This is a genomic window from Mucilaginibacter aquaedulcis, from assembly GCF_030409325.1.
In the GTDB taxonomy this organism is placed as follows: Bacteria; Bacteroidota; Bacteroidia; order Sphingobacteriales; family Sphingobacteriaceae; genus Mucilaginibacter; species Mucilaginibacter aquaedulcis.
Genome location: NZ_JAUFPR010000002.1, coordinates 777,546 through 793,930, shown reverse-complemented (window position 1 = coordinate 793,930; position 16,385 = coordinate 777,546). Strand labels below are relative to the sequence as shown.

Below are 16,385 nucleotides of genomic sequence, written 5' to 3'. Positions count from 1 at the left end.
TAAGAATCAATAAATGACAATAAAAAAATTATCTATCATTATCCCTGCTTATAACGAAGGTAACACCATACATTTAATTTTAGATAAAATTAAATACGTAAACCTTACAAATGATATTCAAAAAGAGATCATCATTGTAAATGATTGCTCAAAAGATAATACAGAGTTTGCTATTACAGCTTATCAGCATGCCAATCCCGAACTTAATATACAGTATTTTAAACACGAAGTAAATAAAGGTAAAGGAGCAGCATTGCATACAGGTATATCAAAGGCTACCGGAGAATACCTCATTATTCAGGATGCCGACCTGGAATATGACCCGGCAGAATATAATGACCTATTAAAACCGGTAATTACAGGTTTTGCCGATGTAGTATACGGTTCAAGATTTATGGGGAGCAACCCGCACCGTATTTTGTTTTTCTGGCATACTATAGGTAATCGCTGGTTAACGTTTGCATCAAATATGTTTTCCAATCTGAACCTTACTGATATGGAAACTTGTTATAAATTATTCAATACCAAAATTATTCAGGGTATAAAACTTACCGAGAGGCGTTTTGGCTTTGAGCCGGAAGTCACTATAAAAATTTCCAGGATACCAAGGATCAGGATATATGAAGTTGGTATTTCTTATTACGGCCGTACCTATGAAGAGGGTAAAAAGATAGGGTGGAAGGATGGCGTACGAGCTATATTTTGTATCCTTAAATATGGATTATTTAAGGCAAGATAAAAGATCTTGAAAGTTGATATCCCAATATTTGATTACTCTCGCTGTCGCCTCGGTTGCCACGCTGGCTATATTTTGATCATCAACGTTAAAGCTGTTCACTAACCAATTGCTTAAGGATGTAAGTACATTTTGATTGGTTAGGTGTTCGCCATTTAAGCAGGGGATATATTTCAGTTTATCATCCAGGCCCTGGCCGGTTCCTTTTATTAAAGCCTCTTTACGCGTCCAAAGCAAAAAAAAGCTGTTCACAGAATCTTCGTGGGCAATATAGTCTATCTCGTTTTTGTTAAAATTATCACCAAGTATTTCTTTATATCTAAACATCGGATCAACTTCCTCAGTATCAATTCCAATTTCATTAGTTGATATAGCGATTAATATCCAATCGCCTGAGTGTGATACATTATATTTGATGTTTTGTTGAAATATAGCGGGCTTCTTATTTTTACTTATCACAAACTTAACATCGCAAGGGGATTGATCGGTGTATTTGCCTAATATCCATCGTAGTGCACCCCGGCTTATCACAAATCTGTTGGCATCCTTTTTTTGAACATAGCCACGCGCCCTTATCATTTCATCAGGCTTTAGCAACTTGAAAAACTGATCAAGGGATGAAAGGTTGGGGCTGATTTTAATTCTCCAGATATCAATACGTTGATCATTAAGGTTGAAATCGCATTCGGCTTCATTCTGCCAGTTAATAGCATCCTGAAACCGAATGTTAACTTCGATTGAACCTGTATGATCAACTATTTGATAACTTTCAAGCATGTTTTACCTGTAAATATTTTCCTGGATTTTTATCGTCCTGAATAAACCAGCCGGGGTTCCCGTCTTTGTCTCTACCTAATTTAGCTCCCGCAACCGGAGGGTTAATGTTTAAGCCAGCTTCAGGCACATTAACGTTAACAACCGGTTCCTTTTTTTCAGATGGCATGAAACCCGATTTTATCAGTTCAACAACGCTTTCTTCAAATTTACTGATGATTTGATCTACCTCTTCATCGGTATGTGCTGCCGTTAAGAAACAAGGGAACAGATCCCATATATGAATACCTTTTAAACGCATTAGCGTAAATAGTAACTCACCATAGGCCAGTTCATACTTGAATTTTATTTTCCATAATGAACCGAATGAAGGGACGTATAAAGGTAATCCATACTGTTCGCAAATAGCATTGAGCGAATCAGCAAGACGTTGAGTGCGTGCATTTAAGCCTTCCTGCAGAGCTGGCCCTTTCTCTTTCATATATAATAAGGATGCTTTACCAGCAGCAAGTGCTAATGGATGGCGCACAAATGTTCCAGCAAAGTATGTAACACCTGCTTCGGGCGAAGAATCATCACCAAACTGCCAGTTACCACCATCCAGGGCATCCATATATTTGCTGATACCTGCAATAGCGCCAATAGGCATGCCTCCGCCAATTACTTTTCCATAAGTGCCCAAATCAGCCTTGATACCGAATAATGCCTGTGCGCCGCCCGGATGCATGCGGAAACCAGAAATAACTTCGTCAAATATGAGCACTGTTTCTGATTTTTGAGTTATCTCACGTACCTTTTTCAGGAATGCAACTGGTTGAAATTCAGGTCGACGGCTTTGAACCGGCTCAACCAACACTGCTGCCAGCTCATGTGCTCTTTCTGCAATTATTTGAAGTGATTCTTCGGTACCATAATCCAGTATCAGCATGTTCTGAACTACTTCTGGCATAATACCAGGTGCAGCAGGTACGGTTTTTAACTTTTTGGTACCACGAACAATAACCTCATCATTAATGCCGTGATATGAACCGCTGAATGCCACAATAAGTGAGCGTCCTGTAACCGTACGAGCTATCCGCATAGCTCCTAAAACAGCTTCTGATCCTGTATTACAAAGTGCCGCCCTATCAAAATTGGTGAACTCCGTAATTAACTTGCAAACCTCGCCGGCTAATTCATGTTGCGGGCCAATTTCGTAGCCTTTTTCTACCTGTTCCAAAACAGCTTTTTTTAGGTAATCTGTTTGATATCCCAAAAAATTTGAGCCGAAACCATTCAAGGCGTCAATATATTCGTTGCCGTCAATATCCCATACATGGCTGCCTTTTGAACGGTTAACTACAAGCGGGTATACTACTTCTTTAGTTAAAGGCCTGAATCCACTAACCACCCTCGGATCGGCCATATACGAACGATCTTTTTGGGTTTGCGCTTTACTACCCTTGGTTTTTTCGTTATATCTGCGGGTTAAATCGTTTAAAAAATCCGATTGCTTTTTATCAAGCTCCAGCGTTTGTTTTTCAATACGGGCTGTTGCTCCAAAAGGCTTTTTGATCTCAATTGCTTCTTCCGAAGTGAGTTCAAATTCTATTTTCTTTGGTTTTTCAGTCGTTGCTACTGCATTAGGGATAATGTTATTTTGAATTGTAGCTGCAGGCAAGCTATTCCCATTTTGTATAAGCGCAAGCTGGCTGCTTAATAATTGTAATTGTTGTGATATTAACCCTATAACAAGATCGTTATTGCTATTATTAGCATTATTGCCAATAACCGGAACCTGAACGGTAAATGCTGGTTGCTGTGCGGCTGCAACAGGTGCCGGAGCAATAACCTTAGGTTTAAATTCGTCAGCAGGCAGGCTGGCATCAAGATAAGCGGCCAATAATTGCAAGCTATTGTATTCTTCAAATAACTTTCTGAAGGTTATGGGTATATTAAATGTTTTTTTAAGGTTGGTAGCTATTTGGGTTAGTGACAATGAGTCAAAGCCGATTTCGATAAAATTCAGGCCGGTGTGGGCAGCATCAATTTCAATGCCGGCAGCATCTTCAAATATTTCTTTTAGTTTATTTATTAAAATATCTTTTCTCATCTGTATAGTTTGCGGTATTGTTGTTTCGTGTTGTTGTATATAAGCATCTGAGGCGGTCTCAGTAATATTAATTTTTATTGCTGGCTTCAACCAGTAACTTTTATGATCAAAAGCATACGCAGGCAGATCTATCCTTTGCCTGTTTTGATTATCATAAATTATTTTCCAGTTTGGTTCGGCGCCATTTAGCCATAATTGCCCTAACGCTTTTAGTACGGAATAGTCTTCGTTAAAGGTTGCATTTTTTTCAAATCCCGGTATTATAGCAACAGATTTACCAGCGTAATGTTGCCTGGCCAATGTGGCTAATGTAGTACCAGGTCCTGTTTCCAGGAAAATTCGGTCTGTGTCTTCTATTAAAGTGTCGAGCGCATTGGCAAAACGTACGGTTTTTCTCAAATGGTGCGACCAATAAGCTGGGTCAGTGGCTTCATTCGCGCTCATCCAATTTCCTGTTACTGTTGATACAATAGGCTTTACCGGAGGATTGAGTTTAACAGATCTTATTACCGACTCAAACACTGGAACGATATCATCCATCATAGATGAATGGAAGGCATGGCTTGTTGCTAATAAGCGACCAGGAATACCCCTTTCAGACAATATATCGGAAAATTGCTCAATTAATTCGGTAGGGCCAGCAACAACGCATAGCTTTTTACTGTTAACAGCGGCGATAGATAAACCATCGATCAAAATCTCCTGTAGCTGATCTTCCTCTAACCTTACTGATAGCATTTTCCCGGGAGTGGTGCTATTAACTAATCTTGCTCTTTCTGATATGATGGTTAACACATCTTGCAAGCTGAATATTCCGGCTAAATGTGCGGCTACAAATTCGCCTACACTGTGCCCGGTCAAGATCTCAGGTTCAATGCCTTTACTAATCCATAATTTGGCCATCGCGTACTCCACAATAAATATGGCAGGCTGGGCATTTATGGTTTGTTTAATATTTTCAGCGGCTTGCTCATCAGGTGTAGCCGGATACATTACATCAAGAAGATCTTTATGTATAGTTCCTTTTAATAAGCTTACACATTCATTTACAGCGTTGGCGAATACCGGCTCGGTTTGATAAAGGTTTCTGCCCATTTCAGGATATTGTGAACCCTGCCCTGGAAATATAAATATGACACCATTGGCCTTTGCGTTAATGTTTTTTGATGTCGATGCATCATTATCTGCTGAATTTAGCTTAGCTAATAAGTCGTCACTATCCTTTGCTATGATGAATTTGCGGAAGTTAAAATCAGCCCGTGTGTTTTGTAAAGTATAAGCAACATCATTCAAATTGATGTTGGGGTGCTGTGTTATATAATCTGAAAGCTTTTTAGCATAATTATTCAAGCTGCTTTCTGTTTTTGCAGACCAGCTGATCAATTTTAGCGGCTTATCAAGGCTTTCAGCTACAGGTGCAGATTCAAATTCTTCCACAACTACATGTACATTGGTACCCCCAACGCCAAAAGAGCTTATCCCTGCACGTCTTTTAGTTTCACTATCCCATTCCTTTAATTGTGCATTTACATAAAATGGGCTATCCGTAATGTTTATGTTAGGATTGATCTCTTTGTAAAATAACGAAGGCGGAATCTGTTTGTAGCGTAGTGCAAGAAGCGTTTTAATAAGCCCGGCCACGCCAGAGGCCGCAGTAAGATGCCCCATATTACTTTTTACTGAACCAATGGCACAAAACTGTTTTTGTTTCTGTTCGCCAAAAGCAAGATTTAAGCCCTCTATTTCTATTGGATCACCAATAGGAGTGGCAGTGCCGTGTGCCTCTACATAGCTTATGCTTGACGATTCTATACCAGCATCATTTATAGCCATCGCTATAGCACCAGCCTGGCCAATAGCGCTCGGTCCGCCAAAACTGCTTTTACCTGCGCCATCGTTATTTACCCCAATGCCTTTTATTATACCATAGATAATATCGTTATCGCGTTTAGCATCATCCAGATTTTTTAATAAAACTACACCTGCACCATCACTAAACACAGTGCCGGTTGCTGATGAATCAAATGGACGGCAATGCCCGTCGCTGCTCATGATTGAGCCTTCTTCATACAAGTGCCCGCTATTTACAGGCGATGTGATTGAAGCTGCTCCGGCAATGGCTACAGTGCATTGGCCATCGCGAATACTGCTTACTGCCTGCGCTACAGCCAAAAGTGATGTTGAACAGGCAGCGTAAACTGCTACTGCCGGTCCCTCAAGGTTTAATTGATAAGCTGTGCGCGTAGCTATATAATCTTTTTCGTTAAGTAACCGAACCTGGAAATGTCCGGTGCGTTCAACAAGCTCAGGGTTAGTTAAAACATTGTTATTATAATAGGTATTATAACCGCATCCGGCAAAAACACCTACAAGTCCGCTGTAGTGCTGAGGCAGATGACCTGTTTTTTCCAATACTTCCCAAGCCAACTCTAAGAAAATACGCTGCTGCGGATCCATGAGCTCGGCAGCTCTTGGATTAAAACCAAAGAACTCAGCATCAAATTCATCTGCCTTATCAATAATACCCCTTGCTTTTACATATGCAGGGTCATTTTTTATACTGTCAGGAATGTTTTCATCTATTTCTTCATCGCTGAAAAAGCTGGTAGTTTCACGCCCTTCGCTTAATAATTGCCAAAATTCATCAATTGTATTGGCACCGGGAAAACGCCCTGCCATACCTATAATAGCTACATCGCGGTTAGTGTTATGGTCATTCTTTTTCCGGACAGATGGCTTTAGACTAACTTTTTGATCATTGCTCAGAAAAGAAGCCATACCACTTACAGTAGGGTATTGATAAAGTTTAGTAACCGGCAATTGGTAATTATATTTTTGCTTTAGCTCCGCAACAGTTTTTAAGGCAAGGAGCGAATTACCACCAAGCTTAAAAAAATCATCATCAATACCTATTTTATCTATCTGTAAAAGTTCGTTTAATACATTAGTGATGTTAACCTGAACCGGGTTTGATGGCGCTTTGTACAATACATCAAAATCCGGACGCTGAAGGCTTGGTTGGGGGAGCGCCTTGCGGTCAACTTTACCACTTGTGGTTTTGGGTAATTCCATAAGCCATACATATGCTGATGGCAGCATAAAGTCGGGGAGGTGTTGCTCTAGATGCAGGCGAACCTTATCCGTATTTTGCTGATTACCGTTAGCAACAAGATAAGCTAATAATCTCTTTTGCCCAGAAGCATCTTCGCGGGCAATAACTACAGCTTGCTGAATGTTTTCAAGCTGATTTAGTAGCACCTCAATTTCGCCAAGTTCTACCCGGTTGCCACGGATTTTTACTTGTGTATCCCTCCGGCCTAAATATTCAATATTACCATTGGGCAGGTAACGAGCCAAATCGCCTGTACGGTAGATACGTTCCACTTTGCTTGTTGCATCCTGACGGTAGTTGGTGAATTTTTCGGAGGTAAGATCAGGTTTATTCAAATAGCCCTCAGCAAGGCTTATTCCTGCTACACAAAGCTCACCGATTTCCCCAAGGGGTAACTTATTGAGGTTCTCGTCAAGAATCAGAATCTCTGTATCGTAAACAGGTATACCTATTGAAGGTAGTGAAGGCCATTGTAATGCATCGCCATCTAATTTTAGCTGTGTTACAACATGCGTTTCAGTAGGGCCATACTGGTTATATAAAACGGAACCAGGCAGAGCCTTAAAAAAGGAACTGATCTGTGGCGTTACTTTCAACTGTTCTCCGGCTGTCATTACCTCTTGCAGGCAAGCTGGAATATAATTGTTCGCGTTTGCAGCCTCAGTTAAATATTGAAGTACCACAAACGGTAAAAATATTCTGTTTATAGCATGTTCGTCGATATACTGCAATAGTTTAAGCGGGTCTATCCTTAAGTCTTCATGGATGAGCACTAAAGTTCCGCCGGTAGTTAACGTAGCAAAGATCTCCTGAAAAGATACATCAAAAGTAAGTGGAGCAAATTGTAAGGTGCTAATTCCTGTTGTGGAAATGGAATTTGCTTGTTGCCATAACAACAGGTTTACTAAAGCAGCATGCCCCATGAGTACGCCTTTAGGTGTGCCGGTTGAGCCAGATGTATATAAAACGTAGGCACCTGCAGGCTTTTCTATATTAGAAGGAGCAAAGCTATCGGGATATTCCTGATCACTTAATAAAACATTAACAGGCAATTCTTCAAAAAAGGTAGCCTGTTCTCCAGTAGTCAAGCAAAGGTCGATACCCGAATCTGTTATGATCTGTTCGAGTCTTTCTTTTGGATATTCAGGGTCGAGCGGTAAATATGCCTTTCCCGCTTTAAGTATGGCTAATACACTAATTATAGTTTCAACGCAGCGATATGTGTTTACGCCTACAATAGCTGATTTGGGCGATTGCTTCAGAATCTGAGCAGCTATAGCATTTGCTTTTTGATTAAGCTGGCTATAGGTTAATTGTATATTACCGTATTTAACAGCAAGTGTATCTGGTGTTTTGTTCGCTTGCAGCTCAAATAATTGATGTACCGAAACGGGGCGCTCAATATATTCAGAAGCTACGTTGCTATTATTGTTGTTCATTGGTTTTTGACAAGATTTATTATCTGTAGCCAGCCCCTGTTTTCAGGACTTTTTAAAGTTGATGCAGGAACTTTAAAGTAACTCAGGATAATGTTAATGTAACAAATAAATTAATTCAATATATGAGCATAGATCAATAAAAAATAAATAACAATGATATATCAAAAAAGTAAAAAAATAATTTCAATTATTTTTTACGCTCAACTTTTTCCCATACTGCACTTTGTTTAGTAGAAAAATACCTGATTATGCCAGCTAATACCGCATAATTCATTACACAGAAATAGTATGGAATAAACAGTATTTTAACACGTAATTGCCTGCTCTCCATAATAAAACCTAATATGGCTAATATATAAAACAATACTTGTGCTACAAGCAATAATTGATAACCGGTTGATGCAGGTTGTAAAGCCAGAACGATGTTCAGAATAAAAGAAAGAATCAGTAAAAAGGGTGTGATGGTCCACCGTAAAACTCGATGGCTAATGTATTGAAAAGAAAGAACAGGATAAGCGAACGGGTTAAATAAGCTTTTTAGGCGTAAAATTGATTGTATTCCACCAGCTGCGATCCTGATTTTTCTTTTTAACTCTTCAGTTACATTTTCCGATGCAGTTTCTGTAGCATAAGCCTCCGGCTCATATACAATACGATATCCCTTTTTTGCAATAAGCATAGAGATCATAAAATCATCAAGCACGGTATCTGATGCAACAGGTTGATATAAAGATCGCCTGACACTGAATAATTCACCTGCGGCGCCAACAACCGAATAAAGCTCCGAATCCCATTTTTTAAGTGTTGATTCGTATTTCCAGTAAAAGCCTTCACCGGCAGCGCTTGCATCTGCAGTTTCATCAAAATGCACCCGTTTTTCGCCGGCAACCGCGCCAACTGTGTTGTCGGCATAATGCCGGCATATTTTTATCAGCGCATTTTGATTAAGGAAAGTATTGGCATCGGTAAAAACAATAACATCTGTATTAACATATTCCATAGCCCTATGAATGGCGGCTATTTTGCCCGCCCGCTGAGGCTGATGCAATAATTTAATTTGCGGATATTTCTCTATAATAGCAGGAGTGCTATCAGATGAGCCATCTGTTATAAAAAGAATACTTAATTTTTCGGCCGGATAATTCAGTTTTAACGTATTGCTTATTTTCTCAGTTATAAACAATTCTTCATTATAGGCGGCCACAACTAGTGTGCAGGTTGGTAATGTATTTGTATTTTCTTCGGGTATTGATTTCCGGCCCTTAAAAACCCTCTTTAACTTAATTAAAAAATAGAGAAACAAACCGTAACCGGCGTAGGTGTAAAAAACAATAAAAAGGCTAAGCCATAAAATTAGTTTCATTCAGTAGATTTGATTAAGTGCTATAGGTATTATAAAATTCATAGACTTACGTTTGCGATTATTGATAAGTGTTCAATATGCAAAGGTTATTTATCGTGTAAATAGTGATTAATTAGCCTAATACTTTTACGTCAGATAGGTGGTAAATGTTGAATAATAACATTAAAATTTAGTTATTTTCCTGAATTACTGATTTGCCTTAATTTGTTTAAACCATTTGTAAGCCAATTTATCTAACCCGTGCTCGGTGAAGTGAAGGTCGTTATATCTGTAATAACATAAATTTAAAGAATCGGTATTTGGTCCTTGCTTAATATTATTACCCTCTTTAATAACTTCCAATTGTGCCTGGGTAATGTCGGTATCTATGCCGAGAATGTTTTTCTCTTCACCATAAGGGAAATAACTGGTAATAGAAACAAAGAATGGGGCTGATGGCTGTGTTTGCCTTACAATACTTATTACATTTTTCAGATCCTTTTTATACTGAGTTTTAGTGGTATTGTTGGCATTATCGGTTTCGCCTTGTTCCCATAATATATGGGTTAGTTTTAAATTATCTTTTTTTAAATAGTCAAGTGTTTTTTCCAGCACCTTTTTGCTGCTTCCCTCTGCCCAACTGTTGACAGGTGTGGAACCAATTCCACACCCCACAATAATTACCTTTTTGTAAATACCGCTGTCAATTAACATGTCTGCAACCCTTGTCCATACGCTACTTCCTGGTCCTTCGGGGCCTAATAGGGGTTCCTGCGCTTTGTATAATTCTCCTTTGTAGTAATTGTAGACCTCATTTTTGCATACATAGTTTCCCATGCCATAATTAGCTGAATTAGACTGGCCAAAGGCCAATAGGAACATCACTTTGTCTGAATTTATTATTTTATTCTTATCATCAACAGGCTTTCTGAAATGCCAGTGGTTTCTGATGAATTGTGCATTAATAAGGTATTCCCGATTACGATTTGCAACTATACCTATTGTTATGCCTATGACGAGAAAGAATAAATATTTAAATGTTTTCATTCATTTTTTAGTGATGCAGTGGTATATTGGCAATAATAACGCCATAATTGGTAAAAATAGATTATATTTTTAAATGGCATATTGCTTAAATCAGATTTGTTATTTTTTTATATTCGACCACACATTTTTGCAACTAAGGAGAGTTTGAAAAAAACGTTTTGCAGATAAGTTTTCTTATTTATAAAAAGCTAATCTGCAATAATTAATAAAGGTTTAAATGGATATAATAACCGTTCAAGAAAATAAAGCACAATCGATAAAAAAAATTGAACTAATAGATTTTTTAAAGGGATTTTCAATTTTTACGATTGTGTGGATGCATTATCTTATGAATGTTTCACTTCCACGTGTTATAGCAAAGCTTATAGCTTTTGGCGGTACAGGTATTCATGTGTTTCTTTTTGTATCTGGCTTTGGCCTTTACCTGGCAAATAGCAAAAAGGCATTGCCTTACTGGCAATTCGTAAAAAAGCGGTTTTTGAAGATTTATATCCCGGTAACGTTAACTGTGTTATTGATATTTATTATCTCCATATTTATACCTATTTATCCGCTTTCATTGTACGCTTTAATGGGGCATATCCTGCTTTATAAAATGTTTGATGAATCTATAATTGGCAGTTATGGCTATCAATTTTGGTTTGTTTCAACCATAATACAGCTCTATTTAGTGTTCCCGTTAATTATAAGACTTGAACGGAAGATCAATATAAAAAAACTTGCATTTATTGCCTTTGCAATAAGTATTAGCTGGAGTACAACGGTTTTGCTGTTAGGTAAAGCCGACTTAAGGGTTTGGAATAGCTTTTTTCTGCAATTTTTATGGGAGTTTGTGCTGGGAATGTTTGTTGCCAATCAGTACATCTATCGCGGCTTCAGATTTGAAAATATAAGCTGGGGAGTACTTTCAGGCTTAACTATATTGGGTTTGATATTGTTTTTTACTTTGGCAACTCAGTTAGGAGTAGTTGGTAAAATGCTTGACGATCTGCCCGCTTTAGTGGGTTATCTGGGTTTGGCGGTTGTTATTTACAGGGTCAATATCAAATTTGTAAATCAGTTCTTCTTAAAAATTGGCGATCTCTCATTTCAGTTCTACCTTTTACATTTTTGTTTCATGAGCATTGCTATTTTGGGCTGTAAAAAGTTTGGATATGATTTTAATATAATCAGCTGTGTGATTTTATTCTGCTTTACTTATCTCATATCACTGGTTACCCAAAAACTCATTAACAAATTATATAAAGTATTGCCACTTTGATATATGTAGATTTTCTCTTCTAAAAAAGCGAATGATTTAAGCTTATATGTGTGTCTGATACATGATTTACACGGGTATGATCATACACCGGCTCAATTAATAGAAGAGGTATAATTATATAGCGATGCCGGGCAATTTCTGGATAGTCTCTTCGTTATTTGCTTCTGATATAGCCAGTTCTGGCTTTTTATTTCGTTTTGCTATCTCTTTATCCAGTTTAGGGCTTAAATAAATAAATACCCAGGATATATATACCACATAAGAGGAGGGAGCTGTGTTAATTACCTCATTGGCATAACTACAAAATAGAATACCTGCATAACCGGCGGTTAATGCAATAACTTTAACCTGAAGTCCTTTATCTTGTAATTGCCATGCTATACCACAACACTTTCCGAGTATATACATCATGATGCCAAACCAAATAACAAAGCCTACAATACCATACATAGCCCAAACCTTAACCCAATAGCTATCGGGCTGTATGGCCGCAAGAAATTTATCTTTATTATAAATTTCGCCCCATACACCTATAACACCTAAACCACCTCCGAGTGGGCGGGTACTTAAATAATCGCGTAAAATTTTCTGGCTGGTTAAGCGTACATTCAATGAAGGATCCTTACTATCAACTGCAGATCGCAGTCTTAATATCTGATAGTTGTTGTTACCAATAGTGGTGAATTTTAAAAAACCTAAAAATGCGCACATAACTATGCCGCCAATAATAACAACTTTAAACTTTTTACTTAAAAGTATAGCCAGAAAGCCTCCAATTACAAGCGCGAATAATGCTCCGCGTGTTCCTGAAATCATCATTCCGTAAATCATAAAAAGAGCGGCTACTCCTAATAATAATCTTTTCCAGAGTTTGTAAGGTCCAAAGGCTAAGATTAGTGCTACTAAGCCTAAATGTGCCTGAGAGGCACCAAACTGCCCTGCATCGCTGTAAATAGAAAACACTCTTAGCTTTCCCCATATCATGTGGGTAGGATTTGTAGCCAAAAAAGCTCTTTCGCCAGGCGTCAACCCACCGTAAAGCTGCCTTAAACCATTGATGGAAGCAAATAAAGACAAAGCAAGTATTAGGAAAATAAAAGTATTCATATCCTTACCACGCCTGAATAAAAGTATGGAAAGCGGTACTAAAAGAAAAGGGTATACCGCTGCAGCTCGTATTTCCTGCATCCACCCCATAGGGCTGGCTCCTGCGGGGTTGGCAACTTCCAGGAAACTTATAATAAACCAAAAGGTTAGCAGATATACCAGGTCGTTTTTAAGCAGTTTCCAATCATAATCCTTTGCTTTAAATAAAACGGTTAACCAGCCAAGTAATAAAATACCCTCCTGTAAAGTTCCGTAAGGTATTCCTCCAATTTCACGATCCAGAACTATAAAGGTGAAACAATAAAAAACCATTAACCATACGGCTATTTTGGGATTTTTGATCACGGCGATCTGCACGGCAATATACCCGGTTAAGGCTATAATAATGATTGGTAAAAAAATACCTAATTGCTTTACAAACAGAGCTATACCTAAGCAGATAAGTATAGTTATTAATATAATAACCGATTTTAAGGAATAACTTTTTTTTAACACTTCAGAATATATTAGATGTTAAATACTTATAACTGCTACAGCTCATTTATTAAAATGTAATGATTGAACAGTTATAAGTAAGTGCAAACTTAAGATCGTAAAATTACAAAATTAAACTTATGGTTGTTTTATGACTTAGGTATAAATACCTGGTTAATATTTTTTCAGTGCAAAGACCTTATGCCATAAATCAATTGTTATTGCTGTATTTTTAAGCTTTCAACATCGGCAATACCTGCAGCCTGTGAGGTAGCAAAATATGTATTATTGGTAAGTACCGGTGGTGCTTCGGCTGATTGAATACTAACAATTTTGCTGGTAGTATATGGTGCCGGGAAATTAAAGCCTATATTGTTATATACCTGACACTTACCACCCAATAGTGCATATACATCTACAACAACACCAACAAATTCTTTACCCAGATCCAGGTTTCCGCAGATGTTGTTATAAACCTGAGCGTTGGCATAAGTTGTTTTTCCACTCGCTATTTTGCTGGCAAATGCTTGCACCTCAAATGCCGAATATTTTCTTGAGTTTACTACAGTGTTATTATAAATGAGTACAGTTTTTGGTGTGGTGCCCAAGCTTCGTGTCCAGGCCCTGATTGAATTTCCTTGAAAATCCCTAACCAGGTTGTGGTGAAACGACCCGCTACCCTGCATAGCAAAAACACCATTATGGTTATTGTTGGTTTGATTAATATTGGTAACTGTATTATGATGGATGTTATAATCGTCAGCATCGCCCACATTTACTACAGAGCCGCAATTTGAATAACTGAAATTGAGGTATGCAACCTCAAGGTTTTTTATCAAGCCAGTAATCTGTCCGTTAACAACATCACCCGGTGCCTCGATAAATGACTGCGTATTTGAACAGTCAATATTCAAAAACTTCAAATTATCACTATATGAGGTTGTGCTGCCATTGTAAACGGTACTTCCGTTGTTTATATAAACCACATAATCGCCAATATTAGAGAAAGAGAAGTTTTGAAAGGTTAAGTCATGAACAGAACCATTAATGGTAATTGACCTGTGCTGAGTGTTATTGGTAGATACAAATCCTTTGGCAATGCTGGCGGTACCTGTACCGGTAATGGTAAGGTTACTTACATTTTTAATCTGCATATGATCCTGACTACCTTGCATAGTAACCAAACCATCGTTTTGGATAACGATAGGGCAGCCAGCGTTAATATTCTGGATGTTGATACTTGAGTAAGTACCACCCTTAACTTTAATCACATCGTTACATTTTAAACCCAGGGTTGCGCCATCAATCAATAAATTACCGTTGCCCGTGCCCACGTTCAAGCCTGATGTTGGTGGAGGTGTGGATACCGGTGGAGTTATTGGGCCGGTAGGTGATGTAGTTGTAGTTTGTATTTTTAAATTGTTGACATCAGCTATACCAGCCGCCTGTGCAGTAGCAAAATAGGTATTGTTGGTAACTGTCGGAAGTGCTTCGGACGACTGGATGCTCACAAATTTACTGGTAGGAAATGGAGCCGGGAAGTTGAAAGCTGTATTGCTGTATACTTGAGACTTACCGCCTAATAATGCGTACACATCTACCACAACACCAACAATTTCTTTGTTAAGGCTTAAATTTCCACAAATGTTACCATAAACTTGTGCGTTGGCATAAGTTGTTTTTCCGCTGGCTATCTTGCTGGCAAAGGCCTGCACTTCAAATGCCGAGTATTTTCTGGAGTTTACTACAGTGTTATTGTAAATAAGCACCGATTTAGGTGTGGTACCCAAGGTGCGTGTCCAGGCTCTTAAGGAGTTACCCTGGAATTCCCTAACAAGATTATGGTGAAATGCACCACTTCCCTGCATGGCAAAAACACCATTATGATTATTATTAGTTTGATTAATATTGGTAACTGTATTGTGGTGAATGTTATAATCGTCAGCATCGCCTACATTTACTACCGAACCGCAGTTTGAATACATGAAGGTAAGGTATGCAACCTCGAGATTTTTTATTAAGCCGGTTATTTGTCCGTTAACAACATCGCCCGGTGCCTGGATGAATGATTGTGTATTGGAACAGTCGATGTTCAAAAATTTCAAATTATCACTATATGAAGATGCGCTGCCATTGTAAACGGTACTTCCGTTGTTTATGTAAACTACATAATCGCCAATATTGGAGAAGGAGAAGTTTTGAATAGTTAAATCATGAACGGAACCATTAATGATAATTGACCTGTGCTGAGCGTTATTGGTAGACACAAACCCTTTGGCAATGCCGGTGGTACCTGTACCTGTAATGGTAAGGTTACTTACATTTTTAATCTGCATGTGATCCTGACTGCCCTGCATGGTAACCAAACCATCGTTTTGGATAGTGATGGGGCAGCCCGCATTAATATTCTGAATATTGATACTTGAGTAGGTACCTCCCTTAACCTTAATTACATCATTACATTTCAAGCCGAGTGTAGCTCCATCAATTAATAAACTACCAGTGCCCTTGCCTACGGGTATTGGTGCGGCTGTTGCAGCTGAAGTTGAATTGGCGCCCGACGATGGAGAATTTGTAGAATCTGTGCCAGGTGTGGCATTAACGTTTGCTTCTTTTTTGCATGAACTTAGGAGCACTGCAAAAAAGAAAGCACTAATTAGGGTTAGTGATAATTTCATAGGGGTTATTACAAAGTAAATTGCTATACGTGTTATAACTTACTTATGTTGCAAATAAAATGATTATTTATAAATTTTAACTATTTTATTGCTATTTAAGTAGTAAAGTGTCAATAAATCACGTAGTTTGTTGCTTTTTTTTGCAAGTGAAAACGGGCTAAGCGAAAAGTTATTATAACAAAACACAATTAAATATTATCATTGACCTGTTTTTGTGTATAAATGTGACAGGTAAATGCCTTTTATAGTTTTTCCTTAATCGGGCTTTATTATTAATTTGAATAAGATGATTAGAATTTCTTCATTGGTTGTCTTGTATTTTT

General features: G+C 38.1%; 8 protein-coding genes. 2 read left to right on the top strand and 6 right to left on the bottom strand.

Features of this window, described 5'->3' with window-relative positions; genetic code table 11:
* The first annotated feature begins 13 nt into the window (after positions 1 to 13).
* Entirely contained in the window at positions 14 to 739 is a 726-nt protein-coding gene (locus QWZ01_RS07870) for a glycosyltransferase family 2 protein (RefSeq protein WP_290322755.1), read from the top strand.
* On the opposite strand, the gene QWZ01_RS07865 is transcribed toward QWZ01_RS07870, so the two are convergent.
* The 4 genes from QWZ01_RS07865 to QWZ01_RS07850 form a co-directional block, all read right to left on the bottom strand.
* The gene (locus tag QWZ01_RS07865; RefSeq protein WP_290322754.1) at positions 722 to 1,513 is read right to left on the bottom strand and encodes a 4'-phosphopantetheinyl transferase family protein; all 792 of its coding nucleotides are present in this window, start codon (positions 1,511 to 1,513) and stop codon (positions 722 to 724) included. The genes QWZ01_RS07870 and QWZ01_RS07865 overlap by 18 nt on opposite strands.
* On the bottom strand, positions 1,506 to 8,153 hold the full coding sequence (locus QWZ01_RS07860; protein ID WP_290322753.1) for a polyketide synthase: 6,648 nt from the start codon (positions 8,151 to 8,153) through the stop codon (positions 1,506 to 1,508). The genes QWZ01_RS07865 and QWZ01_RS07860 overlap by 8 nt, the downstream gene beginning before the upstream one ends.
* Before the next feature lie 187 nt (positions 8,154 to 8,340).
* Positions 8,341 to 9,516: a glycosyltransferase family 2 protein gene (locus tag QWZ01_RS07855; protein WP_290322752.1), complete on the bottom strand. Its 1,176-nt coding sequence runs from the start codon at positions 9,514 to 9,516 to the stop codon at positions 8,341 to 8,343.
* Positions 9,517 to 9,702: 186 nt separating this feature from the next.
* Positions 9,703 to 10,542, bottom strand: a complete 840-nt coding sequence (locus tag QWZ01_RS07850; protein ID WP_290322751.1) for a sialate O-acetylesterase — start codon at positions 10,540 to 10,542, stop codon at positions 9,703 to 9,705.
* Positions 10,543 to 10,759: 217 nt separating this feature from the next.
* On the opposite strand from QWZ01_RS07850, the gene QWZ01_RS07845 reads away from it, so the two are divergent.
* Positions 10,760 to 11,803: an acyltransferase family protein gene (locus QWZ01_RS07845; protein WP_290322750.1), complete on the top strand. Its 1,044-nt coding sequence runs from the start codon at positions 10,760 to 10,762 to the stop codon at positions 11,801 to 11,803.
* 114 nt (positions 11,804 to 11,917) lie between these two features.
* Here the strand turns inward: QWZ01_RS07845 and QWZ01_RS07840 are convergent, their stop codons facing one another.
* Together QWZ01_RS07840 and QWZ01_RS07835 are read right to left on the bottom strand one after the other, a co-directional pair.
* The gene (locus QWZ01_RS07840) at positions 11,918 to 13,405 is read right to left on the bottom strand and encodes an O-antigen ligase family protein (RefSeq protein ID WP_290322749.1); all 1,488 of its coding nucleotides are present in this window, start codon (positions 13,403 to 13,405) and stop codon (positions 11,918 to 11,920) included.
* Positions 13,406 to 13,602: 197 nt separating this feature from the next.
* Complete coding sequence (locus QWZ01_RS07835) at positions 13,603 to 16,062, bottom strand: hypothetical protein (protein WP_290322748.1); 2,460 nt, start codon at positions 16,060 to 16,062, stop codon at positions 13,603 to 13,605.
* Between the last annotated feature and the right edge of the window lie 323 nt (positions 16,063 to 16,385).

Bases quoted from the DNA above. Each gene is read 5' to 3' on its own strand.
- QWZ01_RS07860 (WP_290322753.1), bottom strand. From the start codon at position 8,153: ATGAACAACAATAATAGCAACGTAGCTTCTGAATATATTGAGCGCCCC.
- QWZ01_RS07835 (WP_290322748.1), bottom strand. From the start codon at position 16,062: ATGAAATTATCACTAACCCTAATTAGTGCTTTCTTTTTTGCAGTGCTC.
- QWZ01_RS07865 (WP_290322754.1), bottom strand. From the start codon at position 1,513: ATGCTTGAAAGTTATCAAATAGTTGATCATACAGGTTCAATCGAAGTT.
- QWZ01_RS07845 (WP_290322750.1), top strand. From the start codon at position 10,760: ATGGATATAATAACCGTTCAAGAAAATAAAGCACAATCGATAAAAAAA.
- QWZ01_RS07855 (WP_290322752.1), bottom strand. From the start codon at position 9,516: ATGAAACTAATTTTATGGCTTAGCCTTTTTATTGTTTTTTACACCTAC.
- QWZ01_RS07870 (WP_290322755.1), top strand. From the start codon at position 14: ATGACAATAAAAAAATTATCTATCATTATCCCTGCTTATAACGAAGGT.
- QWZ01_RS07850 (WP_290322751.1), bottom strand. From the start codon at position 10,542: ATGAAAACATTTAAATATTTATTCTTTCTCGTCATAGGCATAACAATA.